Origin of the sequence: Streptomyces sp. A1136, from assembly GCF_004795055.1 — a bacterium.
Taxonomy (GTDB): domain Bacteria; phylum Actinomycetota; class Actinomycetes; order Streptomycetales; family Streptomycetaceae; genus Streptomyces.
In genome coordinates this window covers 48,189-72,327 of record NZ_SSBJ01000037.1, presented here as the reverse complement: position 1 = coordinate 72,327, position 24,139 = coordinate 48,189, and the positions used below count along the sequence as shown (strand labels likewise).

The following is a 24,139-nucleotide window of genomic DNA, read 5'->3' as shown; positions in this document are numbered from 1 at the left end:
GCCTCCTGGAATGCGCCCGCCGCCTCCAACTGGCCCTGAATACCGTCAAACGCTATGCCCGCGCCGAGCGGCCCGAGCGGATGCTCCGCGTCCCCAAATACCGGTCCAGTCTCGTCGACCCCCACCGCGACCACCTGCGCAAACGCCGGGCCGAAGACCCCGCCGTCCCCGTCCAGCACCTCTTCGAAGAGATCAAGGCCCTCGGTTTCACCGGCTGCCTCAACCTCCTGCACAAGTACATCAACCAAGGCCGCGCGGACGCCGACCGCAGCCACATCTCCCCGCGCAGACTCGCCCGGATGCTCCTGACCAGGCCCGAAAACCTCAAACCCGGGCATCGCGACCTCCTGGACCAGCTGACCGCCGCCTGCCCCGAGATGACCCACCTGGCCACGACCATCCGGGCTTTCGCCCCGCTCATGAAACCCCGACCCGAGAACGCCGACGCACTCGGACGCTGGATCGCCCAGGTCCGCACCGCCGACCTGCCACACCTTCACGCCTTCACCCGCGGCCTCGAGCGAGACCGCGACGCCGTGATCGCCGCGGTCACACTTCCGTACAGCAACGGACCCATCGAAGGCGTCAACACCAAGACCAAACGAATGGCCCGCCAGATGCACGGACGAGCAGGCTTCACCCTGCTCCGCCACCGCATCCTCCTCGGGTAACTCCACCCTCCGCTACCACCGAATGTGAGACAGAGCCGTTTACTGAACAGACCCCCCTCAACACGACGAGCCCCCGCACACCCGCTGCCACCACCCCACCCACTCACAGGCGCCATGGAGGGTGGTCTAGCCGAAGTAGGCGATGACGGCGTGGTCAAGCGCGATGTGGTCGCGGTCCAGCGCAGGCAGTCTCAGGTGGTCACAGATGAGCCTGGTCAACTGCTCTTCATAATCCAAATCCTGGTAGTCAAGTGCGGCTGCTGTGATGACGGGTGCCAGCTCGTTGGGCCAGTACTCGCCGACCGTGTCAGGGGCCTCGTAGTCGACGCAGGAAACTGCCTGACCGTCCCTGTAGTGGTACGCCTTGGGGCCATGCGCCTTGGCGACACACGGGTTGGGCTCGAAGACCACCAGTTCAACCCCGGGAGGACACAGCGTGCGGTAGTCGATCCGATCGAAGTCGCCGAGAGACGGGTCGTACATATGGTGCAAGATCACCCCCCAGCCGCCCGCGGGGGTGGTTCGGAGCAGCTGCTGGCCGCGCGCGCGGAAGAGGTGTGCTCCCCGCCGACGCGGGGGTGGTTCGGTGCACGGACCCGGCCCGCGCGCCGGGATGGCCGAAAAGTTACGAGGTGGGTGAGTTGCGAAGGTAAAGATATGATCATGAATGCACCAGAACCTGACCAGTCCCACCGGTCGCCCGCGTTCTACCTCGCCGCGGGCATCGCAGCCGGTCTCCTCGGAATCGTCCTCGTGGTCATCACCACGTGGGGCCTGCTCCCCATCGCGGGCGACAACACGCTCCTGAGGCACGGGCCGCAGCTGGCCGGCATCGCCCTGATCGTCCAGGGCGCCTACTGGGTCGCCAAGTCCCGGTCCCGCGAGGACACGTCCTGACCGGCGCAACCGACACCGGTACCGGACCTGCACGCCACTGACGCCGCCGACCAGGCGTCCTCGTCCGGCACACAGCACCGAACCGAGCCCTCGGCTCACCAGTCCCCAGGGGCAGCACCGCCAGATCCCCGCCCCTGGCGTACGACAGGGGGAACATGCACACCGAAGACCGCCCCACACCCAGCTGGATGGCCGCCCTCGCCAAGGTCGGACGCCTCACCGCCCGCGAGCAGGAGGTCTTCCTCCTCCTCGCCGACGGCCCCACCAACGGTGAGATCGCCGAGAGACTCTTCATCACCGAACGCACGGTCCGCGCCCACGTCGTGAGCATCCTGGCGAAGCTGGGCCTGTGGTCACGGCTGAAGGCCTGCCTGGCCGCCGCGGCCTACACCCAGACCACCACCCCCACCCTGGCGGAAGCCGGCTGACCACTGCCCGCCCCGCCCTCCTGTCAGGGGCCTGAGCCGCCCGGGCGCTCAGGCCCCTGACGCGCGCAGCAAGGCTCCCTCGCCCGGGCTGCCGGGCGCCGGGACGAAAAGCCCGGACCGGCCCCTCCGGTTATCTTTTTCGCGGTCCTGCAATGGGGCCGCTGGCCTCCGGGCCGGTATGACTGTGTCCCCTCTGTCGAACGGATGACCTGGGGGTTGGTGTCACCGGGCCCGGCGGTTCGCGGGCGGCAGGTCTGCATAACGTGGATGCGCGAGCACGGTGCCACCGCCGAGGCCGGCACGGTCAACCACCCGGGCAGGGTGCGATGTTAGACACCGGCGATGTGGGCGTCTTCCTGGGTATGGACGTCGGCAAGACAGCTCACCACGGCCACGGGCTCACCCCGGCCGAGAAGAAGGTCTTCGACAAGCCGATGCCCAACAGCGAACCGAAGCTCCAGGCCGTCTTCGACAAGCTGACCGACAAGTTCGGCACGGTGCTGGTGATCGTGGACCAGCCCGCCTCGATTGGTGCTCTGCCCCTGACGGTCGCCCGCGACGCGGGCTGCCAGGTCGCCTACCTGCCCGGACTGGCCATGCGACGGATCGCCGACCTTTACCCCGGAGAGGCGAAAACGGATGCGAAGGACGCCACGGTCATCGCGGACGCCGCCCGCACCATGCCCCACACGCTGCGCTCGCTGGAGCTGACCGACGAGATCACCGCCGAGCTCACGGTGCTGACCGGCTTCGACCAGGACCTCGCCGCAGAAGCCACCCGCACCAGCAACCGGATACGCGGCCTGCTCACCCAGTTCCACCCCTCGCTGGAGCGCGTGCTCGGCCCACGACTGGACCACCGGGCCGTCACCTGGCTCCTCGAGCGATACGGATCCCCGGCCGCACTACGCAAGGCCGGCCGCCGCAGACTCGTCGAACTCATCCGACCCAAGGCCCCGCGGATGGCACAGAGACTCATCGACGAGGTCTTCGACGCTCTCGACGAACAGACCGTCATCGCTCCCGGCACGGGCGCTCTCGACATCTGACCGCCTCACTCGCCGCGGTCCATGACCGGCGCCGGGCACTGGAAGCCCAGATCAGCACCCTGCTGGAGGCCCACCCTCTTCACCCGGTCCTGACCTCGATGCCCGGAGTCGGCGTCAGGACCGCCGCCTTCCTACTGGTCACCGTCGGCGACGGCACCCGCTTTCCCAGCGCCGCCCACCTCGCCTCCTACGCCGGCCTCGCCCCCACCACCAAGTCGTCGGGCACCTCGATCCACGGCGAACACGCACCCCGCGGCGGAACCCGGCAGCTCAAACGGGCCACGTTCCCCTCCGCCTTCGCCTGCATGAACGAAGACCCGGCTTCACGCACCTACTACGACTGCCAACGCGCCCGCGGCAAGACCCACAACCAAGCCCTCCTCCGGCTCGCCCGCCAACGAATCAGCGTCCTGTTCGCCATGCTCCGCGACGGCACCTTCTACGAGTCCAGAACCCCCACCGTCACCCTCGCCGCATGACCACCCCAAACAATTCCAGCGCCACGCGGTACTCGTCGGGCATCTCGCCGATGTCCCGGACGGAGAGGGTGTCCGCGAGAGCGATGGCCGCCTCGATCCCCTCGTCGGAGACCTCCACATCCGGCACATCGACCTGGGAGGGATCGCGGATCTCGTCCGGCCCTGGCGGGCGGGCGGATACGACGCCGTGCGGCGGGTGGAACCGCGAGAGGCGGCCGAGGCAGCGCCCGGCGGGGAACGGGAGCTGGTGGTGGGCTACGTCGACGGTGCCTTCACCGTCCCCCGTCCGGGTGGGCGGTCGTGGTGAGCAGGACCCCGGAACGTCTGGAGCGGTGGCGGGCGGTCCAGGCCTGGCTGACCTGGCAGCAACACCAGGTCGCGCGCACCATCGCCACACTCGAAGCCGCCCTCGCTTAGGAGCAGAGCCGGCTACCGTTGCCGCCTCCCGGACTGGAAAGCCGAAGCCTTCCGCACCGCCGGCGGCCCTCAGGCGCTGCGCGTGCACGTGGGCACCCATCGACCGCGACCAGGCCCGCCGCATGCTCGCCGATGGCGCGGAGCCCTGCCCGTACTGCAGCTCCGACACCGCCCTCGGCATGACCACCTGACCAGACAACCGCGCTCACACCACCCACCCAGACATACAAATCCGGCAGGTCACCGACCGAAGAACGACACCTGACCAGGCAAAATACGGAATCATGGGAAGGACCGCTTCCCCCCAGGCTTCCCCCTAGGTTTCCCCTCAGGTTTCCCTCACGCTGATCGCACGCCGGGCGAGCGATGCTTCGGTACCGGCAAAAGTGCCGGTGCCGCCCATGCGCCCCAGCGCGCGGCCGTCACGGTGACCGACAGCGACGGTCTTAGGACGACTGTCTCCCATGGGGAAGAACCGACGAAGGTGGCCTGGTGAGTCACCGGTGACTCACCAGGCCCACCCGGGCTCCACTGAGCGGATCCGGAGGTCGAGCCACTCGGAGGCGGGCGCGCGCTCGACGGCGCACGGCACGATGCGCGCCGCCGTCTCGTGCGGCAGGGCGGCGAGGCGCCCCGCCCGGCCCCCCATGTCCACCAGGTCCAGCCGCAGGGGCCGTCCCACTTCCGCGTCGACCGAGGCCGGCAGCCGGGCGAACAGCACCGGCGAACAGGAGCGAGGCGTGCACGGAGGTGCGGAAGTGTCCGGCGGGTCCGGGCCCGCCGGGACGCACAAAGAAGCCCCCCGGCCCGTACAGCGCTGCCTCCATGGCCACCCGCCACAGCACAGGCACCCGAGCTCTCATTCCGCGAAGGGTACGACCCTCTCCCCCTGCGCGCACACGCCGTGGGCGGTCTATGTCAGCTCTGGGGACGGGACTTTCCGCCGCCTCGGGCATTATCTGACAAACCTGGATTTACCCCCCCTTCGAGCAGGCTCTCACGGTGGCGTCGAACAATTTTGATGCGCTCTCTCTCGGCCATACGGCCTGATCCATTCCGGATAGCACCCGATCCACACCGTCACATAGGGGAGCGATCCGGGCGCCGAGGGGTCAAATTTCAGCCGCAAGGGAATTTCAGATTCCGGTGCACGGTGCCCGGTTAACGGAAGTAACTCGTTGACGCACCGATCTTCTGCGCGTTAGATGTTGTTCAGCCAAGGGGCCGGGACGGTCGAAGGAAGGCCTAATTCCGGTTTCGCGGCCACCTCGTTAATTCACGAAATCGAAAGGGGAGTGAAATGACCGAGTCGCGTATCGACGCCCTCGTCGCCGAGCTCGAGGAGCTGGGCCTGGAGTCCGACACCCGCGAGGCGCTCGCCGCCACGCAGGCGCAGTTCACCAGCGCCTGAGTTTAAAAAATCCGGAGGGCGGGGCGCCCGTTATGCGCCCCGCCCTCCGGCAGCTCGCCATGACGACGGAGCCGAGCCGCATGATACTGGAAGACGACGTACCCCAACTCATCGCCAGGTTCGACGGTTTGGAGCGTGACTACACCGCACGGTACGGACCCACCTCCCAGGCGAGGGTGTTCGTCCTGATGGAACAGCTGGTCACGCTACGTTTCGCCGCCCTGGAGGCCAGCCCCGGCGGGGCCGGACTGCTCCAGGACCAACGGCGCGATGTGGTCGCCCGGATTCAAGGCCTCTACGACCGGAGCCCGTTCCCCGAGGGTCCGCCACCGCCCGTCCGCATCCTCGACGGCCACCCACCGATCATCGAGTTCGACCGCGCCGCATACACCGAAAAATACGCCTCGGCAGCGGAATCAATTCGCCAGGACATCGCCTTCCTGGAGGAATGGGAACCGGAACCACAAACACGCCCCACGGCCTATATGTACGTGGTGGACGACACTGGACGACTCAGGGTCTGGACCCGCGCCTTTCGCATGGCCGACCTCATCCTCGGGAGAAACCGGGCAACCGTATCAGGTGTTCCAGTGGCGCATCCGATGCTGGTCCCCGAAAGGCTTCGCGTACGCGCAGCCGGCGAAATCACACCAATCATCTCGGGTGGAATCACCGGAGTGGTGGCAAACCTCAAGTCGGGCCACTTCCGGCCGGCGCCCGCGGCTGCGGCCGCCGTACGGGACGCATGCGCGCGCGCCCTCGGCCTCGATCCGTCGGCATGTGACGTCCTGACCGTTCCTGCTGTCCCGGTCGCCCTCACACCGCCCATGCCGTCCGTCCCGGCCCGGACGCCGGCCGCCGGCCGCCACACCAGCACAGGGGATCACGCGTGACCAGTGAGACAGCACCCTCCGCCGTCGGCGTCGAGTACGAATACAAGTGGCGTGTCGACGCCGCCGCCAAGGGCTGGGCCGCCGAACACCCCGAAGGCGGAGACCGCCTGGTCCACGCCGTACTGGAGAAGGCCGCCCCCGCTCTCGGCGGGGAGCGCGGCGAGCCGCACACCTTCGCCCAGTCCGCGCTGTACTTCGACACCGCGGGCTGGCAGCTCAGCGACAGCGGCCTTTCCCTGGCCGCCCTGGTCAACTACGGCGCCATGACCGGTACCGGCTGGCTCGTCCTCAAGGAGACCGTCCGCTACGCGGGTGACCGCCGGGACGCCCTCGAAGTCGCCGAACGCATGCCCACCAGTGAGATCTCCCGGGCCGTGGCCCGAGGCACCGCTGCCCCCCTGCGGCGACTCGCCCAGCGGCTGGGCCCGATACTCGGCGACATCACCCCCTACGGCAAGGCCGTACAGCGGCGGCGCAAGGTGCTGTGGCGGCTCGGTGACGGCCTGATCCTCGGGATCACCCTGGACAGCAGCCGGCTCACCCCGCTGGGCGGCCACGCCGACCGAGGAAGCCCCCACTGGTGGTTCGAGATCGAGGCCAATTCCGGCGACTCCCGGGCCCTGGACGCCCTGGAAGAACTGGCCACCGCGGTCACCGGCGTCTTCGGCGCCGCACCCGACCACGAGACCAAGCCCCAGGCTGCTGCGCGCCTGAGCGGCTGGACCGGAGGAAGTCCGTGACGGCGCCCATCCCCATCGCCCCCACACCGGCGCGCGCACCCGCCCTCGGCCGCGACTACGCCCTGCTGTGGAGCGGCCAGCTCCTGTCCATGACGGGGACGATGATCCAGTACATCGCCCTCCCCCTGTGGGTCCTCGCGGAGACCGGTTCCGCGCTCGCCTCCGGCCTGACGTTCGCCATCGAGACGCTGCCCGTCATCGCCCTCGCGCCCTGGGCGGGCGTACTGGCCGACCGCCACGACCGGCGCCGCCTCGTGCTGGCCGGCGAACTGGTGTCCGCCGTCGCCGTACTGGCTCTGTTCGGCGCGATATCGCTGCACTCCGTGCTCGCGGCCCTCGTCTGCGCCGTACTGATCAAGACCATCAACACGGTCACGGTTCCGGCCCTACAGGGGCTCATCCGCGAGGTCGTCCCCGAAGGCGCCCTGCCCGCCGCCGTGTCCCGGTTCGAAGGACTCACCGGTGCCACCATCGTGCTCGGTCCCCCAGCCGGCGCCCTGCTTTTCGCATCCGTCGGCCCCTCCGCCGCCCTCCTGGTCAACGCCCTGACGTTCGCCGTCTGCGCCGTGTGCGTCTCGGCGATCCGGACCCGGTCCGCCGCCACCACGAGCTCAGCGGGCCCCGCGGCGACGGCCGCACCCACGCAGCCGCGCCCCCGCCTCGGCGGCGGGTTCACCCTGGTCCGCACCACCCCGCGCCTGCGCGCCCTCCTGGGGGCGGAGGCCGCCTACTTCCTGTGCTTCGGCGGAACCACCGCGGCCGTCATCGTGACCGCCACCCGCGACCTGGGCGAATCGGCTGCCGGCTGGTACCCGGCCTGCGTCGGGGGAGCCTGGGTGTTCGTGTCGATGGCCGTCCTGCCGGGTCGGGACTGGACGCCCCGCACCTCCTTGCTGCTCGGCGCGGCCTTCGTCCCCCTGACGGCGATCGCCGTCGCCGCCCGGGGCGCCGCACCACTCGCCCTGCTGCTGATCGCGGGCGTACTGGGCGGTGTGGCCAACTCGCTCATCGCCGCCGGTGCCTCCATCGGCTGGCAGAAGACCGCGGACGCCTCCATGATCGGGCAGGTCATGGCACTGCGCCGGAGCGTGGTCAATGCCGCGCTGGCCCTGTCCTCCGCGGTGCTCCCCGCGCTGGCCCAGCACTTCTCCCTCGGGGGGGTCCTGGTGATCGGCTCCCTCGCCTCCGTCGGTCTCGTCGCCGCCTGTCTGGCCGGCTGGAACAGGCAGGACGCTACCCCTTGACCACCGCACCCACCGGGTTCCGGGTTCCCGGCGGCCACGTCGATCACCGCCCCGGACTCGCCGCCCTCGCCCTCGCCCTCGCCACCGCCCCGCTCAGCGTGACCCCGGCCGGCCGGGCCGCCGCTGCCGGCGGTGCGCTGCGCGGCGTGCTGACCGCCCGCAGCGCGCTACTGGACCTCTGGACACCTGCCGGGCCGCCGCCCGTCACGGAGATCTGGTCCGCGCTTGAACCGATCAGCGACCGGGCCGCGTTGAGCCTCGACAGTCTGCGCCGGTCGGCCGCCCAGGCCGAACTCGCCCACCCCGTCGAACGGGCCCTGCACGCCGTCGAGAGCGCGGTCTGGGGCCGCAGCCGCTGGACCCAGTGCTGGGGCGGTCCCGACGAGGTCTATACCGGCCGGGAGATCGACGAAGTGCTCCTCTCCTGGAGCCCCGCCCACTCCTCCCCCGGCGTCGACGAGCAGGACTTCGTCCTGCCCGCCACCCCGCTCCACTCATGGGCCGACGGGCCGGTCCTCCACTTGGGCACAACCCCCGGCCCTGCCGGCGACCCCTCCACCGGCCGCCTCGAACTGACGCTCGCCGTCCCCCTCGCGGAGGCCTGCGCCACCGACGGAGCCGTGACGGTCGCGGCCCAGCTCCTCGCGCAGCCCCACAGCGGGATCCTCTTCGACCGGCTGCGCGTCCGACGGCCGCTCGCGTACGGCATCGCCGCGGTGCCCCTCATCCGCGGCGAGCACGCCGCCCTGATGATCACCGTCAGCACCACACCCGAGCGGGCCCCGGACTGCGCGCGCGTCATGGCCGGCGCGGTGAAGGAACTCCTGGCCGCCCCAGCGCCGCACCCCCGGCTGCGGGAGGCCGAGCGGGGGATCCACAGGGAGCGGACGCTGGCCCTGGGCCGCCTCGCCGCGGCGCAGCCCCCGACGCCCTCCCAACGCTGTCTACTCGAGGCCCCGCGCCGCACGACGGGACACCTCGCACTGCTCCCGGGAGCACGTCCGCGCTGGGCCGTGCACGGCTTGGCCGCCGACCCCGTCCTCCTGGCGCGGACCCTGGAAGGAGCCTGGTGAACGAAACGCCCCGGCGCATCGCCGGAGTACGGGCCGTCCCGCTCCAGGACACCCCGCTCGTCTCCCTCGGCCTTGCCCTGCCCACCGGCTTCGCCTGCGATCCGCCCGACGCCCCGGGCGCCGCCCACCTGTGCGAGCACGCCGCGCTCGCTGCCGTCCCGTCCGGCCTCCTGGGATCCCTGCCCGTGACCGCCGTCACCGGCTGCCACCACACCACCTTCACCGTGGACGTGCCGACCGAGGAATGCGACGCGGCGCTCCGGGCGCTCGCCGCCCTCGTCCGCCCGGGCCCCGCCGCACTGGAACGGGCGGCTCGACAGGAACGCCCCGTCGTGGCCCTGGAACTGGCCATGTCGGCCCGGTCATCGGGCATAGGCGCCGCCGTCGCGGCCCGCCTGGCCCCCCACATCGGTCCCGGCCACGCGTCCACCGCCACCCCGGCCACCGTCGGCGAGGTCCCGTTCCCGGCCGTCCTCGACCACGGCCGTATGGCTTACACCCCGCACGCCGCCGTCCTGGTCATGGCGGGTGCGATCACCACGGCGCACCTCGACCGGGCCGCCGGCCTCTTCCCCGGCGGCGACGACCGCCCGCCGGTGCAGACCGCCGTCCCCCACCCGGCCACCGCCCCGGATCCCGTCTGGGGCATCGCCGCCCTGCGCCCCCCGCACGGCCCGGGACCCCGGGCACCCTGGGCCGACCTCCTCGAAGAGGCACTGGTCCGCCCCGGCGCCCCGACCGACGCGCTGGCACGCGTCCAGGGCGCCACCCCGGTGGGCTCGACGGTCCTGCGCTGCCATCACGGCGACCTCCTGCTGGCTGCCTACCGCAACGACACGGACTGCGCCCGGACTCCCGTGGAATCCGCCGCCGCGCTCCACAGCGCGGTGCTCACCGAGGCGAATCTGGACAAGCTCGTCGCCGGCGCCGTCCAGGTCGCCGCCCGATCCCACACCACACGCCGCAGCCGGCTCCGCCTCCCCTGGGAAGCCCGCGACGCCCTGCTCGCGCACGCCACGGGCCTCGGCGCACCGTGGGAGGCCCTGCACCAGCCCTTCGACCGCCCCGCAGCCACCGCCCAGGCCGCCTCCACCCTGCAGGCCTCCGTTCCCTGGGCCCTCTGACCGGACGGGAGGAAGAGGGCGCGTGAAGGAGCCGGAGCCCCGGCCCCGGTGGGAGAGCTGGCGGGCCGTGCGGGCCTGACTGGGGGACGACCACCGGAAGAGGTTCTGCCTGACGGACCTCCGAATTCGCGTGGGGCCACGCACCCATCTCAGCCGATGTCCCCCACTACCTTCTTGGTGGCCCCGCAATCGGGCGCCCGGCCTCCGGAGTTGGCATGACTTTCTCCCCCTGTCGATCGCATGCGTTGGGGGGTGGAGTCACGGGCTCCGGAGGCATCGACAGACCGCTGTTCAGGGGCAGGACCACCGTCTTCTTCGCAGGTCGGAAGGCTCTTCGTAATGTGGATGTGGCGATCGGTGCCGTGGGACGGCCGGGCGATGGGAGGACCGGAGGAAGCGCCCGATCGACGTCAGTGACATCGGTGCGTTCCTCGGCTTGGACGTCGGCAAGGGCGAACACCACGCCACCGCCGTCACACCGGCCGAGAAGAGGGCCCTTCGACAAGCGGTTACCCAACAGCGAGCCCAAGCTCCGCGAAGTGTTCGGCAAGCTGCAGGCCAATCACGGGACCGTGCTCGTGGTCGTCGACCAGCCGGCCTCGATCGGTGCCCTGAGCAGCTCGACAATCGGCTCACCGCCGACCAGGCATCGGGCCCGGTGCCTGGCATCCCGACCTCGTCGTCCACGGTGCCACAGCTGGTGCTGGGGATGATCGAGGAACTGGAGATCGAGGACGGGCACCGTGTGCTGGAGATGGGCACCGGGACCGGCTACTCCACCGCCCTGATGTGCCACCGCCTGGGCGAGGACAACGTCACCACGATCGAGGTCGATCCGGATGTCGCCGCACGCGCGGACGCGGCCCTGGAAGCGATCGGGTACTCCACCTGGACCGTCACCGGGGACGGCCTCCTGGGCCTGCCCCGGCGCGCCCCGTACGACAGGGTGATCGCCACGTGCGGGGTCCGTCGCACCCCCTATACGTGGGTGCGACAGACACGCCCCGGCGGGATCATCCTCGCCACCATCGGATCACTGCTCACCGGGACCGGCCTCGCCAAGGTCGCCGTGAACGACGACGGGACGGCCGAGGGGCGGTTCGTCGCCCACGCCAACTTCATGCAAGCACGCTCCCAAGCCGTCACTCCGATCGCCGGAGACCTCTCCTCCCGCGTGGCGTACCCGGACAGCGAGCGGCACGCCGTCAGCGCCCCGACCGACCTCGATGAGCCCATGCCGGCCTTCCTGGCCCACCTGGCAGCCCCGACGACCCAAGTCCTGTGGGCCCGAGCCGACGACGGCAAGGCCCTCGTCAACCTCTTCGACCCGGACCGGGGGCATTTGCCGAACCGGTGCAGGCAGGCGGGGACTGGGTCGTACTCCAAGGCGGCCCCGTCGCCCTGTGGGACGACATCGAGAGGGCGCTGCGCCGTTGGCGCGACGCCGGCCGGCCCACCATCGCCGCGGTTCGACTCCGCGTGACCGAGCGCTCCCATACCTACTGGATCGGCGACTCCTCGGCGCTGCGCCGGCAGCACCTCCTGTGCTGACCAACCAGAGCCTGTCACTTGGACATGCCGTGCGCATGGTGCTGCTTGCGGATCGAAATCCCGTGGCAGCAGCGCTTGCCCCGCGGCGGCTGATCGAGCGGGTCGTGGGCCTCGACCTGGCAGCGCTGCTGCCCGGCTTCAACCGGGTACCGGGCCTCCCACGCCGAGATGACTGTGCTCGATCCGCTCCACGGCTCAATCCACGGCGGACGTGGCCAGGGGCGGCGGGCGTGGCGTCGGGATTTGTGCGCATTGTCGGGTGATGATGCCGCAGTGCGACTTGATCACGTGTCCTATGCGGTGGCCCGCGACAGCTTCGTCTCGACCGTCCAGTGGATCGGATCGGCCCTCGGCGCCGGGTTCGTCGACGGGGGCGTGCACCCGCGATTCGGCACCCGCAATTTCATTCTCCCGCTCAGCGGCGGCACCTATGTCGAGGTCGTCACCACACTCGACCACCCCGCCGCCGACCGCGCACCCTTCGGCCAGGCAGTCGCGCGCCGCGCCGCCGAGGGCGGCGGCTGGCTCGGTTGGGTGGTCTCCGTCGACGACATCGCCCCGGTCGAGGCCCGCCTTGGCCGCACCTCGGCCGAGGGCCACCGTGTCCGCCCCGACGGGTTCGACCTGAGATGGAAACAGATCGGCCTGCTGGAACTGTTGGAGGACCCACAACTGCCCTACTTCCTACAGTGGTTGGTCCCCACCGAGGAACGCCCCAGCGCCGACCCGCGCACCTCCACCACCATCCACGGGGTCTCCATCGCCGGCGACGCCGCCTCCATCGCCGAATTCCTCGGCGAACCGGCCGACCACCCCCTCGACCAGATCGACGTCACCTGGGTCGAGGACGAGGAGCCCGGCCTGGTCTCGGTCGAGTTCACCACCCCCCACGGCCCGGTCACAATCTGACCAGGACCCGACTGCCTCGCGGGAGCAGCCCACTGGGGTCTCCCGACTTGCACGTGCCTCTTCGATGGGTTGGTCGGTTGATCGGATATGTCCGTCCGCTCAGTGACCACCGACGCGATATGCGACCGGAACGAGCCGCTGATACCGGCGGATCCGGTCCGCGGACAGCGATGGGCCCACCGCCGCCGCACCCTTGACGCCCTCGCATGGAAGTACCGCACCAGCCCGCCATGGCAAAACCCTCCCAACGAGACCGGCCTCCCCAACCTCACGAACGACCCATCAGACGGGTCGTCGACGGCACTTGCGAGACACTCCTCGCTGCCGTCCTGGCGACAGCGGACGCCCACGACGACATCGACCGGACGGTCTCGGTGGACTCCACGGTCACCAGGGCCCACCAGCACACTGCCGGAACACTCAAAAAGGAACCTGGAGACGAGCGTCTGCATGGGGCCGTCCGTCCGCGGCGCGCACGGCCAGGGGACCCTACGTAGCCCCTGACCAGAGACACGATCTGCATGGCAGCTCCTGCTCGGTTGCGCTGCTTGAATGGGGGCGCGGCGCTCGCGGGCACGGCGGTGCCTTGGTCGTAGAGCTTGACGTGTGCGGCGAGCCGGGAGAGGGCGATGTTTCGTGCCGCTGAACGTGGTGGAGGGGGTTTCGGGGGGCGCGGGCGTGTTCGCCGCCCGGTTGAGGAGGCCGGGATCCGTCGGGCTGCCGAAATCCCGGGGGTCCCCCCGGTCTGTCCCCCCGTACGGATGTTCCGCGACGCCCGGCAGGGATCGGCGGGAAGAATTCCCCGGCCGGGTGCGCTGAGGAGCGTATGACACGTGGACACGACATCACCATCGAACAGGGCACCGAGCACGTTCGCGTCGTGAAGGACGGACAGGTCCTGGCCGAAAGCCGGCGCCCCTTGGTACTACGCGAGACGGGTTGCCCCCCGCGGTACTACCTGCCATCCCAGGACGTACGCACCGACCTGCTGACCCCCTCCGACACCACCAGCCACTGCCCTTTCAAGGGCGACGCCCGCTACTGGTCCGTACCCGGAGCCACCGACCTCGTCTGGTCGTACCCGGACCCCAAGCCGGACGTCGCCGCGATCAAGGACCACCTCTGCTTCTACGACACCGAGACCCTCTACTGACCTTGAAGTCGCCTTGTCGTAGGGGCTGTCGGTTCGTGATCGTCGCGGTAGGCTCCTGCGCGAGTCGGAGACCGCGGACGTCCTCGGCCAGTTCGCCGGGCTGCTGCGCCCCGGAGGCAAGCTGTATGCGTGCGTCAAGTCCGTCGGCCGTACCGGCTGGCTGGATGAGCCCGACGGGCGCCGCTGGTACACAGTCTGGGACGCCGAGACCTTCACTGACGCCATCGCCGGTGCCGGGTTCAAAGTAGACCACGTTCACCAGGGCATATTCGTGTATGCGCTACTCGCACCCGCATCGGCAGCCCGTAGTCGACAGCATGGCGGGAACGATCGCACCGGGAGCGAACCGGCCCAGGGTCCTCAGAAGCGGCCCCCGACTCAAGGACGGGACCGTGCGGTCATGTGAGTTGGGACTGGGTGTGTTCGGCGTCCGCACCCTGCACACGCCGACGCAGATACCGCGGTGGCGGGCATCGGCCCGCGCACGCAGCCGTTCGAGCTGGCGGCCGCCGACCGGGGCGGGATGGCCGCCGCCAACGCCACCGCCGAAGGCGCCGCCATCGGCTCCCCCGGCGTCCTCTCCGACAACGTCGTCCAAGTGCCCATCCACATCCCCGTCAACGTCTGCGGCACACCGTCAACGTCGTCGGCCTCCTCAACCCCCGCCTTGGGAAAACCCTGCGTCAACGGCGGCGGACTCAAGGACCACTACAAGGGCCAGCAGCACGGCGAATACGACGAACACCAGACCCGGGACCCGGCGCACTTCGCGCCGTCACCCCAGAGCGCCGTGTGAACCGTACCGGGCTGTGCGCTGCGGTTTCCGCGATGAAAACGAGACGGCTCCGCCCTCGGGGGCCGGTCACGGTCAGTGGCCCGGAGGGATCGGACGTGGCCACAGCCCGGACCTGGCCCGGCATGGTGACGGGTCATGCGTCCGCATCTTGCCGCATGTCTCCGTCCGCAGCGGTTGGGCCCTCTGAAGCGCTCGTCTGGAACGCTTCGGGGCCACTGCAATGCTCAGTCACACGCCCTTCGTGGATCCAGACGGCCGAAGCGAATACACCGTGAGGCCGCTGCCTTGCCAGCGGCCGCTCGCGCCAATGCGCGCAAGGGGGTCTTCGAGCACGACGGGACGAGTTACGTGCGGGAGCTACTGAAGGCGAACCAGGTTCCCAGCCGGCTGGACTACGGATCGCCGCACCTCTACATCCGGCCGGTCGGTGCCACCGAGCCGCCGGATCAACCAGAGCCTGATGGAGGACGACGCCTTCTGGTCCTGGGCACTCATCGAGACCTTGCGCCACACCGGAGTTCGAGCCGAGGAACTCACTGCGATGGTCAAGCCGGCCGCAGTCGGTCGACCTGGGCATGCCGGTCTTCACCGACGGGACACCCTCGCCTCGGCAGGGACCGGGAGGGCCCCGATATCCGGCCCTGATCCTGTCAATGAGCGAGTTCTGCTTGGCGAAGGCTGCGGAACACCGCCGGGGTCGTCCATCCACGCAACGTGGCGTGGATCGCCGAGCGGAATGCGGCCTCGGCCGTCGCAGCGTCGCAGGCCCCGGCCAGCTCAAGAGTCACCAGCCCGTGGAGGGTGGCCCAAATCGACAGGGCGATCGACGTTGTTTCGCCGACGAGGACGGACGCTGTCACGGCACGATCGATCGCCGCGAGAAGCGGACGGATCGGGTCACTGGCACCGACCTCCCCCGACGGGTCGAAGGACTGCACACCACCGAACAGCACCGTGTACAGGTGGCTGTGTCCTCGCCCCCAGCGACGGTAGGCGACGGCCAGCGCGTATAGGTCGGCGAGCGGGTCCGATGAAGTCTGCACCGCCGACACGTCCTGGAACAGGCCGGCGACGGCTCTGTCGCGCACCACGTCGATCAGCCCGGCCTTACCGCCGAACAGGGAGTACACCGCCGTCGTCGACGCCTCGGCGGCAGCCGCCACGGCGCGGACCGTGAGCGACTCCCGCGGACGGGTGGCGAGGATCTCGGTCGCGCACTCCACAAGCCGCTCTTTGACGGCCTCGTCGTTTGTTCTCGGCCTACCCACGGTCAACAGATTACCCCTTCTGATAACGTCGTTTTGAAACAGCGTTCTGAAACTGTCGGAGGTCCACCGTGACTACGTCCGCCATACGTCTCGTCCGCTTCACCGGACGCTTACTGCTGGCCCTGGCCGCCGTCACGACGCTTGTCGTCGTCTTTCTCGCACTGACCGCCCTCACAGATGGAGCAGGGTCGGCCCTCGCCGCATGGCTGACGACCCTTGGAGTCGGAGCTGTCCTCGCGATGTGGCTGGGGCGACGCCGCACTGGGCCGGCGCGGTTCGTGCCGTTCCTGCCGGTGGTTGTCGCGGCGGCATTGACGGCATCGGTCTGTATCCCGACCGTGCCGACGGCCCGGCGATACCCGCCCGCCCTGCCGTTCGTGACCACGCAGCATTGGAGCCTGTCCACCGGCAGCCGGGTAGCGGTGTACCACTACCCGCCCGCAAACCCGGACACCCGGCATCCCATCCCGCTCGTGTACCTCAACGGCGGACCGGTCCGCGGCATCTCGGTGCTCGACCACCGGTTCCTGCAACTCCTGGCACGGCAGGGCTACGACGTCTACGCCTACGAACAGGCCGGTGGCGGACGAAGCGACCTGCTGCCCATGGGCTGGTACACGATCTCCAGGTCGGTCCGTGACCTCGCCGCCTTCGTCGACCGCCTGAACAAGGGCAAGGTCGACATCCTCGGATTCTCCTCAGGCGGGACCGTGCTCACCCGAGCCCTGGCCGACCCGAGCGTCGCCGCACGCCTGCACCGGGCGATCATCGCCGAGCCCGGCCCCATGGACGGCCCCACCGCACACATCACCGGCCACAAGGGCCGACAATCCGCGCGCGACCTCGCGCCGGCCCTGTCCGGACCGCGATCGACGCACGTCCCCCGGTACGCCGTGGCGTTCGGCCTCATGCGACTCGGACTCCTCACCCCCGACACCGGACTGATCGGACAGGCCGAAGGCGACAATGCCTTCACCGCCGCAGACCTCGGCAGCGACACCGCATCCGCCTACTGCGCTCGCGACGCGCACCGCATCCCCGCCGAGGACACCGCACAGAACTTCTCCTTCAGTCCCGCCGCCAGCCTCCGCATCCAACAGACGGTCAAGGACTCCCCCTCCATCGCCTCGAAGCTGATGCGCTCCCGGACCCCCGCGATACTGATGATCGCCGAATGCTCCTCCCAGCTTCGTCAATGGGAGACCACCGTCCTTGCCAATGACCTCGCCATCCAGCGCACGCAGTACGTGCCCGGAGTCGGACACCACATGTGGAACGGCCTGGACGACAACAACGACCGAGCCGCCGCCGTCATCACCGCCTTCCTTCAGGACAAGCCAGCCCCCCTGCCGAACTACCCGACCCGCGACGAGATCCCTGCCTTCTTGCGCGACCACAAATGAAGACGTTGTAGCCCGTCACGGGCGCAGGCCGCATGAAAGCGGTGCTGCACGTGCTCCATGAACGGGTCGAGGACACCGCGGCCGCGATCCTGCGCGGAGGCGAGCAGACCTGCCAGGTCCTTGTTCCGGTAGCGCGCCGGACTGTCTTGCGGGCCAGCTGCCGACGACGGGCGATGGCGTTGAGCGACATACCGCTGGCAGCGAAATCGTTGACCTCCGCGTGGCGCTGTCGGATCCGGTCCAGGAGCGGAGTCTCCGGTGTGGCCAACGGTGGGCTTCCCTCTGGTCCAGCTGGTTGTCGTAGGCAGTCACGGTGCCGGCAGCAGGTCTTCTCGACGGCCGTCGGGAGGTTCTGGAGGCGCCAGCGATCTGCCACCTCCAGCGCCTCTGGGGCGGGCTGCTTGATGGCCTGGGTGAATGCCATCAGGCGGTCTCGGCAGATGATCTCGGTGCCGGGGTGGTCCTGGAGCCAGGTGGCGACCCTGCTGGTCTCTCGAGCAGGCAGCACGTCAACCGGCCTGGCGGACTCGACGTCGACGTCGACGAGGACGGTGCCGTAGGTCCGGCCCTTGCGGAACGCGAACTCGTCGGTGCCAAGTGTCGGTGGAGCCAGGGCCGGCACAGGCTGCGCTTCCAACTGTCATAGGAGCGTCGCCACGTTGTGCACCGCTACGTGGTGACCATCCGGAAAGGCATCGCGGTACCTGCCCGATCGGCGACTCCCCGCCCTCGCGACATCACCTCATGGATCATGCGCCCCCAGAAGACACTCGGCGCCTCCGACGTCGCCCACGCACCTCCCGGTCACCGTGCCGGCGCCGGCCTCGACCTTGCGCACGAGTTGGTGCCTCCGGCACTACCCGCTGGAAAACGCCCACAGCCCATCCGGAACCAGCCGCTCGACGATCCCCACCGCAGCAACCTTTCGAACTCGCCAAACGAGATGGCCTGTTAGTGCGGGTCCTCGACGAGGAACTCGATCATCTCGATCACATGTTCACCAAGCATGAAGGCGGTACTGATCTGCTGGTACTCATGCCAGTCCACCGGTGTGACCGAAACCATGCCCGCTACGTACAGCCGCAGTAGCAGCCGGAACGCCAGCTCGGCCGAGAGCGTCCGGGCGCAGACGGTCAGCACTTCCCGCAGCTCTACGCCGAGCGGTGCCGCCGCGACGGCCCGCAGCACTCGGTCACGCAGCTCCGGATCCTCCCATGCCGGGTCGCCGGCGGGCCGGGCACTTCCGTGCGCGCGCTGCCAGTCGCGACCGACCGCGAGGAACCGGCGGAGCAGGCCCCGCCCCGTCTCGCCCGGTCCGAACACGTAGTTCTCGTCCGTCGCCGCTTCCCAGAGCCGCTCTATCTGTCCGTCGCCCAGCTCTGAGCCGATCAGCACCGACACGTCGCGCTCCAAAGCCGCGGCCCCTTCACCCGACCCGATGGACTCCAGCGCCACGTCCTCGGGAGCGCCGGTGTAACACCAGTCCTGGTGGAAGCCACCCGCCAGAACGGTCAGGCCGAAATCGAAGTCGGTGAATCTCTCGCGTGACATGCGCGTCCTGTATCGGGTAGATCGTGCGGATGTACCAGCCGCCCTTGGCAGTTGTAGTGCAGACCCGATTCAGGGTCGAAGTACTGCCCGGGGAAGCGGAGCGGCGTGTAGGCGTTCGCGTCCGCGTTCAGGTCGTCGTTCCCCCCAGGATGCTACGCGTGCGCCATGCGATTGCACCCGCTTCGTCGACGAGTTCTGTCGACGTGCCGATCAGGTCGGTGACGATCCGAAGAAGCGACTGTCGATCTCCCGTCCGTCCGCATCGGCCAGTCTCTCGGTCTGGGCGAGCGGCTGGAGGCCGTCGTGGTCCCAGGTCAGGGTGACCGCGTGCGGCAGGTCCTTCGAGGTCGTCGTCTGCTCGCACAGAGTCATGCCGTCCCAGACGAAGGTGACCTCCTCGACCACGGTGACACCGTCCGCGGCCATGCGGCGCTTGGCACTGCGCCGACCGAGCGCGTCGTAGGCGTAGCGCCACAGCGTCCCGTCGGGGGTGGTGACCGTCTTGAGCCGGTCCTCTGCGTCCCACTCGTAGCGCGTCCTTTACCGACCGTCCGGACGACGATGTTCGTCGGTGCCTCCCGCCTCGACCTCGCCGCCGTGCGCGCCAAACACCCCTGCGCCCTCGGCATCCCCCGGACCCGCGTGGAGGAGTTGCTCGCCGATTGGGCCGTGGGGTCAGGCGCACGGGCCGCCCGCAGCCGGCGCCTCACCGGGCTGCGGCAGGAGGGTGACGGCGTGACGGATGTGTCCCGTGCCCGGCCGCGCGAACTGCACGAGCAGCGCGAGGAGGCGCTGGCGCGCGCCCTGGTAGGGGCGGCCGGACGACGAGAGCGAGGCCCTGCTGGAGCCGGTGGCCGATCAGGTGAGGCCCGCTCACGCGGCCGTCGGCGGCATCCCAGGCGGCGCCCGCACCTCGACCGGCTCACCACGCGCGTACGCGGGAGGGCGGTGACCCGACCGGCCACCGCTCTCCCGCGTACGCCGCCCGCGCCCGGTAGCCCCGTACGGCCGAAGCCGGATACGCACCGCCGAACGCCGGCCGCACGAACCCTACGGAACCAGCACGATCTTGCCCCGGACCCGCCCGGTCTCGCTGAGCTCGTGTGCCTTCGCCGCCTCGGTGAGCGGGAGGGTCTCGGAGATGGTGGGCCGGATGCCGTGGCCGTCGATCAGCGCGGCGAAGTCGGTCAGTACGGCAGGGGTCGGCTCCAGGAAGAACTCCACGAAGCGCACGTCCAGTTCGGCGGCGCGGGCGGTGACCTCGGTGCGGTCGACGCCGACCCCGACCACGTCCACCAGGATGCCGCCCGGCTTGAGCGTGCCGAGGGAGCGCGGCCCGTAGTCGTGGCTGATGGTGTCCAGTACGGCATCGATGTCGCGGAGCGCGCCGAAGTCCGCCACCGTGTAGTCGATCAGCTCGTCGGCGCCGAGGTCCCGCAGGTACGCGTGCTTGGCGGCGCTCGCCGTGCCGATGACGTACGCGCCCCGGGCCTTGGCGATCTGGACGGCGAGGTGGCCGACGCCGCCGGCCGCGCCGTGGATCAGCACCCGGTGGCCGGGCCCCACGTCCGCGAGGGTGATCAGGGCCTGGTAGGCGGTGAAGCCCGAGATGGGCAGGGCCGCGGCGCCGATGTGGTCGAGGGTGCGGGGCTTGGGGGCGATCCGGTCCTCGGGGACGACGACGTGGTCGGCGTGGCTGCCGTGCGGCGGCACGGTCCAGCCGTAGACCTCCTCGCCCTCAACGAAGCGGTCCACGCCCTCGCCGAGCCGTTCCACGGTGCCGCTGAACTCGTGGCCGAGGACGTAGGGCGGCGGCCCGAAGAAGTCCACCTTGCCGACCCGGACCTTCCAGTCGGCCGGGTTCATGCCGCTGGCCCGCACCCGGACCAGCACTTCCCCGGGGCCGGGCACAGGGAGGGGAGTCTCGGCGAGTTCCAGCACGTCGGGGCCGCCGATGCTTCGCTGGATGATCACACGCGTCGTCATCATGAAGATCATCTTTGCACCGGGAGCGGTTAGTTGAACAGTAAATTTTACGACGTGATGAGGAGGCTGGAGTTCTGCCCCGGTTCCGTCACCGCGGGGGACGGCCCAACCCGCCGGTAGGGCGCCGCCGTGTCCGAGCACCAGCGCGACCTCGTCGGCTACGCGCCCGGCCGCCGCACGCCGCCCGGCACAGCCGAGCCCGGGTCGCCGTGAGCCTCGTCCTCAACCACGAGGAGGGCGGCGGGCAGACGTCCTGGAGGGCGACCCGGCCTCCGAGGACTACCTCCACGAGATCGTCGGCGCCCGGGCCGGATTCCGGCCGTCCACGAGCTTGTCGTACTCCTGCAGCCACGCGACGACCGCGGCAGACTCGAACTGCGGATGCGCCAGTCCACCGACGTCCGCACCACCGGCAGCAGGGCCACGTCCAGGGCGGAGGAGAGCGGGACCGTGGTCACCCCGCTGGCCTACGGCCCGGCATCCGGCTCTGCGCGGTCGTGGAGTCCGGCCCCGGCATGGAGCCGGGACCGGACGAGTGGTGCGATGTCCATGGGCGGCACCGTACGGAGTCCGGTGGTTGGGCTTTGGGCGCTTCGCGTGGTCCGGGCACGAGGTCCGGAGCCCTCCGCTTCCGCACCCGGATGCTTCAGCCGGCAGGTGTCGTCCGCCTGGGGCGGCCACAGGCGCAGGGCACGCTCATCGAGGACGAGGCAACGTCACGGTGCGTCAATGCCGGCAGGACGGCCGGACGCGGAGCAGCTCGGTTCGCAGTACGGGTGTGCCGTCGACCGGCGCCGGGTCTTGCGCGGTCGGCTCGATACCTCCGGCGGCGACTTTGTCGAGTGTCGTCAGGCCGTCGGCGCCGACCGTGCCGAACACCGTGTAGTTCGGTCGCAGCGCGGAGTCGCCGTAGACGACGAAGAACTGTGAACCGTTCGTGTCCGGACCGGCGTTGGCCATCGCCAGCAGGCCGCGCCCATAGAGACGGCGCGCGCCGGTCGGATCGGTCGGTGCCGGCGGCAGGTTCACCGGCAGCTCGTCCTTGTACTTGTACCCGGGTCCACCCTCACCGGTACCGGTCGGGTCGCCACACTGCAGGACCTTCAGCGTCGGATAGGCCGTCAGACGGTGGCACACCGTACGGTCGTAAAACCCATGCTGTGCCAGGTGCAGGAAACTCTGGACCGTGCACGGCGCCTTGGCGCGGTCCAAGTGCAGCGGGAGCGCGCCCTGGGTGGTCGGAACCTCCATGTCCACCGTGCCGCGACTGGGGGTGCGCCGCGGGTCGGGCGGCAGCGGAACAGAACGCGCGGGCGGCTCGTCCGGGGTCTGGGTGTACTGGCAAGGGCCGTGCGTGGTGCGCGGTGGAGCTCCGTCGGAAGCGGTGGCGACGCCTCCCCCGGCCACGACTAACACCACGGTCGCGAATGCGCTGAACAGTGCCCGTTTCATCTCGCACGCCCTCCCGATGAACGCCAAGTCTTGGAGCCGTCGCAGTCTAGGCGTGGGAGTGGTCCGCGGGAATGGCCAACGGCAGGGAAGCATCGCGCGGCCTGCCCCCAGGGCCTCGCCCGGGCCCTCGCCCTCGCCCTCCGCCGACGTCCCATCGGTCGGCCAGGCGACCAGGCGACGCGTCGGCCGTTTGATCGTTTGACATGGAGTGCACTCCAACTCCTAGCGTCGTGGATAGACGGTTTTCCAGCTCGGGAGGCAGCAGAATGATCGACGTAGGCATCCGGCACTTGGGCGAACTCGTGGTCTCCGCGCAGGGGTTGGGCTGCATGGGGATGAGCCACGGCTACGGGGACTCGGACGACGCGCAGTCGATCGAGACCCTCAACCGCGCCCTCGACCTCGGGGTGACGCTCCTGGACACCGCCGACTTCTACGGCGCCGGGCACAACGAGGAACTGGTCGGGCGGGCCATCGCCGGGCGCCGCGACGACGCGGTGGTCGCGACGAAGTTCGGCTTCGCCAACCGTCTGGGCGAGCCCACCGTGATCCGCGGTGACGCCGCCTACGTGCGCCAGGCGTGCGAGGCCTCGCTGCGTCGCCTCGGGGTCGACCACATCGACCTCTACTACCAGCACCGGGTCGACCCGCGGGTTCCGATCGAGGAGACCGTCGGCGCCATGGCCGAGCTGGTACGGGCCGGCAAGGTGCGCCACCTCGGGCTGTCCGAGGCCGGCGCGGAGACGATCCGCCGGGCGCACGCCGTGCACCCGATCACGGCACTGCAGAGCGAGTGGTCGCTCTGGACCCGCGACCTGGAGGAGGAGACCGCCCCGGTCTGCCGTGAACTCGGCATCGGCCTGGTCCCGTTCTCCCCGCTCGGGCGGGGCTTCCTGACGGGACGCCTCAACTCGGTCGAGGGCCTGGCGGAGAACGACGTTCGGCGCACGCAGCCGCGGTTCGCCGACGGCAACCTCGACCGGAACCTGGCGATCGTCGCGAAGCTGGAGGAACTGGCCGCCGCCAAGGGCATCACCGCCGGGCAGCTCGCACTGGCCTGGGTGCAGCACCGGGGCGAGGACGTCGTGCCGATCCCCGGCACCCGGCGCCGGCAGTACCTGGAGGAGAACCTCGCGGCCCTGGCCGTCGAGCTGACGCCGGAGGACCTCGCCGCCATCGAGGCCGCGGCTCCGCGCGAGCAGATCGCGGGCGCCCGCTACGACGCGACGAGTCTGGGCTTCGTCAACCACTGACGGAGCGCAGTAACCGCCGGCCCGGACGCGCGTTGGGACCTGCGTGACCCTCGACGACCTCTACACCGACATCGTGGCCGAAGAACTCGACGCCGATGTCGCCCCCCAGCGGCTGGCGATCCTCACCTACCGCGAGGCCGAACTCGCCCTCGCCCTCCTCGCCGCCGTCGTCAAGGGCGACACCGGCGAGGAGGTCCGCACCACCGCCCGTGCCCTGAGCACCCGTCTCGGCATGCGCCTGCCCGCCACCTGACCTGCCCGCCACCGGATTGTGCCGGTGCTCCGTGCCGGCGCTCTGTGCCGGCGCCGCGCCCGTGCCCGCAAGCCCGGCGCGCGGCTGCGGCCGGCCACGGCCCGTCCAGGACGAGCCGTGGGGCGTCCCGGGCGACGC

21 protein-coding genes and 9 pseudogenes are annotated in these 24,139 nt (G+C 70.1%); 20 read left to right on the top strand and 10 right to left on the bottom strand.

Annotation, left to right across the window (positions count from 1 at the left end):
* Nucleotides 1-671 (top strand): transposase (locus E6R62_RS29510; protein WP_136216538.1); only part of this gene is annotated, 671 nt, incomplete at its 5' end.
* A gap of 126 nt (nucleotides 672-797) precedes the next feature.
* Here the strand turns inward: E6R62_RS29510 and E6R62_RS29505 are convergent.
* Nucleotides 798-1,154 carry a hypothetical protein gene (locus E6R62_RS29505; RefSeq protein ID WP_206308880.1) on the bottom strand — a complete coding sequence of 119 codons (357 nt, stop codon included), beginning with the start codon at nucleotides 1,152-1,154 and terminating at the stop codon, nucleotides 798-800.
* Nucleotides 1,155-1,334: 180 nt separating this feature from the next.
* Between E6R62_RS29505 and E6R62_RS29500 the strand changes: the two genes are divergently transcribed.
* From E6R62_RS29500 to E6R62_RS29490, 3 genes and pseudogenes are all read left to right on the top strand, one after another.
* Nucleotides 1,335-1,568, top strand: coding sequence for a hypothetical protein (locus E6R62_RS29500; protein WP_136216537.1), 234 nt, complete (start codon nucleotides 1,335-1,337; stop codon nucleotides 1,566-1,568).
* Nucleotides 1,569-1,723: 155 nt separating this feature from the next.
* Entirely contained in the window at nucleotides 1,724-1,996 is a 273-nt protein-coding gene (locus E6R62_RS29495; protein ID WP_136216536.1) for a LuxR C-terminal-related transcriptional regulator, read from the top strand.
* 326 nt (nucleotides 1,997-2,322) lie between these two features.
* Nucleotides 2,323-3,524 (top strand): annotated as a pseudogene (locus tag E6R62_RS29490) (IS110 family transposase).
* Here E6R62_RS29490 and E6R62_RS40350 read toward each other — a convergent pair.
* Entirely contained in the window at nucleotides 3,508-3,651 is a 144-nt protein-coding gene (locus tag E6R62_RS40350) for a hypothetical protein (protein ID WP_206308879.1), read from the bottom strand. The pseudogene E6R62_RS29490 and the gene E6R62_RS40350 overlap by 17 nt on opposite strands.
* A gap of 349 nt (nucleotides 3,652-4,000) precedes the next feature.
* Here E6R62_RS40350 and E6R62_RS42260 point away from each other — a divergent pair.
* A pseudogene (locus E6R62_RS42260) lies at nucleotides 4,001-4,132 on the top strand (DUF6233 domain-containing protein); the annotation flags it as partial.
* Nucleotides 4,133-4,509: 377 nt separating this feature from the next.
* On the opposite strand, the pseudogene E6R62_RS29480 reads toward E6R62_RS42260, so the two are convergent.
* Nucleotides 4,510-4,804: pseudogene (locus tag E6R62_RS29480) on the bottom strand (hypothetical protein); the annotation flags it as partial.
* Nucleotides 4,805-5,411: 607 nt separating this feature from the next.
* Between E6R62_RS29480 and E6R62_RS29475 the strand changes: the two are divergent.
* The 11 genes and pseudogenes from E6R62_RS29475 (at nucleotide 5,412) to E6R62_RS29440 (ending at nucleotide 14,835) form a co-directional block, all read left to right on the top strand.
* Nucleotides 5,412-6,245, top strand: a complete 834-nt coding sequence (locus E6R62_RS29475; protein WP_206308878.1) for a hypothetical protein — start codon at nucleotides 5,412-5,414, stop codon at nucleotides 6,243-6,245.
* On the top strand, nucleotides 6,242-6,985 hold the full coding sequence (locus E6R62_RS39850) for a hypothetical protein (RefSeq protein WP_168714216.1): 744 nt from the start codon (nucleotides 6,242-6,244) through the stop codon (nucleotides 6,983-6,985). Before E6R62_RS29475 ends, E6R62_RS39850 begins: the two co-directional genes overlap by 4 nt.
* Entirely contained in the window at nucleotides 6,982-8,229 is a 1,248-nt protein-coding gene (locus E6R62_RS29470) for an MFS transporter (protein ID WP_168714215.1), read from the top strand. The genes E6R62_RS39850 and E6R62_RS29470 overlap by 4 nt, the downstream gene beginning before the upstream one ends.
* Nucleotides 8,226-9,302: an insulinase family protein gene (locus E6R62_RS39845; protein ID WP_168714214.1), complete on the top strand. Its 1,077-nt coding sequence runs from the start codon at nucleotides 8,226-8,228 to the stop codon at nucleotides 9,300-9,302. Before E6R62_RS29470 ends, E6R62_RS39845 begins: the two co-directional genes overlap by 4 nt.
* Nucleotides 9,299-10,426: an insulinase family protein gene (locus tag E6R62_RS29465; protein ID WP_168714213.1), complete on the top strand. Its 1,128-nt coding sequence runs from the start codon at nucleotides 9,299-9,301 to the stop codon at nucleotides 10,424-10,426. Before E6R62_RS39845 ends, E6R62_RS29465 begins: the two co-directional genes overlap by 4 nt.
* A 403-nt stretch (nucleotides 10,427-10,829) precedes the next feature.
* Nucleotides 10,830-11,040: pseudogene (locus E6R62_RS41310) on the top strand (transposase); the annotation flags it as partial.
* Nucleotides 11,041-11,042: 2 nt separating this feature from the next.
* Nucleotides 11,043-11,977: pseudogene (gene tgmC / locus E6R62_RS29460) on the top strand (ATP-grasp peptide maturase system methyltransferase); the annotation flags it as partial.
* Between the two features lie 273 nt (nucleotides 11,978-12,250).
* Complete coding sequence (locus tag E6R62_RS29455) at nucleotides 12,251-12,886, top strand: VOC family protein (protein ID WP_136216531.1); 636 nt, start codon at nucleotides 12,251-12,253, stop codon at nucleotides 12,884-12,886.
* An 87-nt stretch (nucleotides 12,887-12,973) separates the two neighbouring features.
* Nucleotides 12,974-13,293, top strand: a pseudogene (locus E6R62_RS41305) (transposase); the annotation flags it as partial.
* Between the two features lie 419 nt (nucleotides 13,294-13,712).
* Nucleotides 13,713-14,039 carry a DUF427 domain-containing protein gene (locus tag E6R62_RS29445; protein WP_136216529.1) on the top strand — a complete coding sequence of 109 codons (327 nt, stop codon included), beginning with the start codon at nucleotides 13,713-13,715 and terminating at the stop codon, nucleotides 14,037-14,039.
* Nucleotides 14,040-14,511: 472 nt separating this feature from the next.
* Nucleotides 14,512-14,835, top strand: a complete 324-nt coding sequence (locus E6R62_RS29440) for a chaplin (RefSeq protein WP_276615669.1) — start codon at nucleotides 14,512-14,514, stop codon at nucleotides 14,833-14,835.
* Nucleotides 14,836-15,485: 650 nt separating this feature from the next.
* Here E6R62_RS29440 and E6R62_RS29435 read toward each other — a convergent pair.
* Nucleotides 15,486-16,103 carry a TetR/AcrR family transcriptional regulator gene (locus E6R62_RS29435; RefSeq protein WP_136216528.1) on the bottom strand — a complete coding sequence of 206 codons (618 nt, stop codon included), beginning with the start codon at nucleotides 16,101-16,103 and terminating at the stop codon, nucleotides 15,486-15,488.
* Between the two features lie 68 nt (nucleotides 16,104-16,171).
* On the opposite strand from E6R62_RS29435, the gene E6R62_RS29430 reads away from it, so the two are divergent.
* A complete protein-coding gene (locus tag E6R62_RS29430; protein WP_136216527.1) occupies nucleotides 16,172-17,506 on the top strand; it encodes an alpha/beta fold hydrolase in 1,335 nt (444 codons plus the stop codon).
* On the opposite strand, the gene E6R62_RS42255 is transcribed toward E6R62_RS29430, so the two are convergent.
* The 4 genes and pseudogenes from E6R62_RS42255 to E6R62_RS29410 all read right to left on the bottom strand — a co-directional run.
* Nucleotides 17,418-18,128, bottom strand: a complete 711-nt coding sequence (locus E6R62_RS42255; RefSeq protein WP_368773875.1) for a transposase — start codon at nucleotides 18,126-18,128, stop codon at nucleotides 17,418-17,420. The two genes, E6R62_RS29430 and E6R62_RS42255, sit on opposite strands and share 89 nt — an antisense overlap.
* Before the next feature lie 172 nt (nucleotides 18,129-18,300).
* A pseudogene (locus E6R62_RS41300) lies at nucleotides 18,301-18,419 on the bottom strand (IS5/IS1182 family transposase); the annotation flags it as partial.
* A 38-nt stretch (nucleotides 18,420-18,457) separates the two neighbouring features.
* On the bottom strand, nucleotides 18,458-19,057 hold the full coding sequence (locus E6R62_RS29415) for a hypothetical protein (protein WP_136216525.1): 600 nt from the start codon (nucleotides 19,055-19,057) through the stop codon (nucleotides 18,458-18,460).
* A 50-nt stretch (nucleotides 19,058-19,107) separates the two neighbouring features.
* Nucleotides 19,108-19,591, bottom strand: a pseudogene (locus E6R62_RS29410) (type IV secretion protein Rhs); the annotation flags it as partial.
* Nucleotides 19,592-19,618: 27 nt separating this feature from the next.
* On the opposite strand from E6R62_RS29410, the pseudogene E6R62_RS42250 reads away from it, so the two are divergent.
* Nucleotides 19,619-19,825 (top strand): annotated as a pseudogene (locus E6R62_RS42250) (FAD-dependent monooxygenase); the annotation flags it as partial.
* A 282-nt stretch (nucleotides 19,826-20,107) separates the two neighbouring features.
* Here E6R62_RS42250 and E6R62_RS29405 read toward each other — a convergent pair.
* Both E6R62_RS29405 and E6R62_RS29400 read right to left on the bottom strand, forming a co-directional pair.
* The gene (locus tag E6R62_RS29405; RefSeq protein ID WP_136216524.1) at nucleotides 20,108-21,046 is read right to left on the bottom strand and encodes an NADP-dependent oxidoreductase; all 939 of its coding nucleotides are present in this window, start codon (nucleotides 21,044-21,046) and stop codon (nucleotides 20,108-20,110) included.
* 723 nt (nucleotides 21,047-21,769) lie between these two features.
* Nucleotides 21,770-22,522, bottom strand: a complete 753-nt coding sequence (locus E6R62_RS29400; protein WP_240801979.1) for a peptidylprolyl isomerase — start codon at nucleotides 22,520-22,522, stop codon at nucleotides 21,770-21,772.
* A gap of 239 nt (nucleotides 22,523-22,761) precedes the next feature.
* Between E6R62_RS29400 and E6R62_RS29395 the strand changes: the two genes are divergently transcribed.
* Complete coding sequence (locus E6R62_RS29395) at nucleotides 22,762-23,748, top strand: aldo/keto reductase (protein ID WP_136216523.1); 987 nt, start codon at nucleotides 22,762-22,764, stop codon at nucleotides 23,746-23,748.
* A 43-nt stretch (nucleotides 23,749-23,791) separates the two neighbouring features.
* Nucleotides 23,792-24,001 carry a hypothetical protein gene (locus tag E6R62_RS29390; protein WP_136216522.1) on the top strand — a complete coding sequence of 70 codons (210 nt, stop codon included), beginning with the start codon at nucleotides 23,792-23,794 and terminating at the stop codon, nucleotides 23,999-24,001.
* Nucleotides 24,002-24,139: the final 138 nt, after the last annotated feature.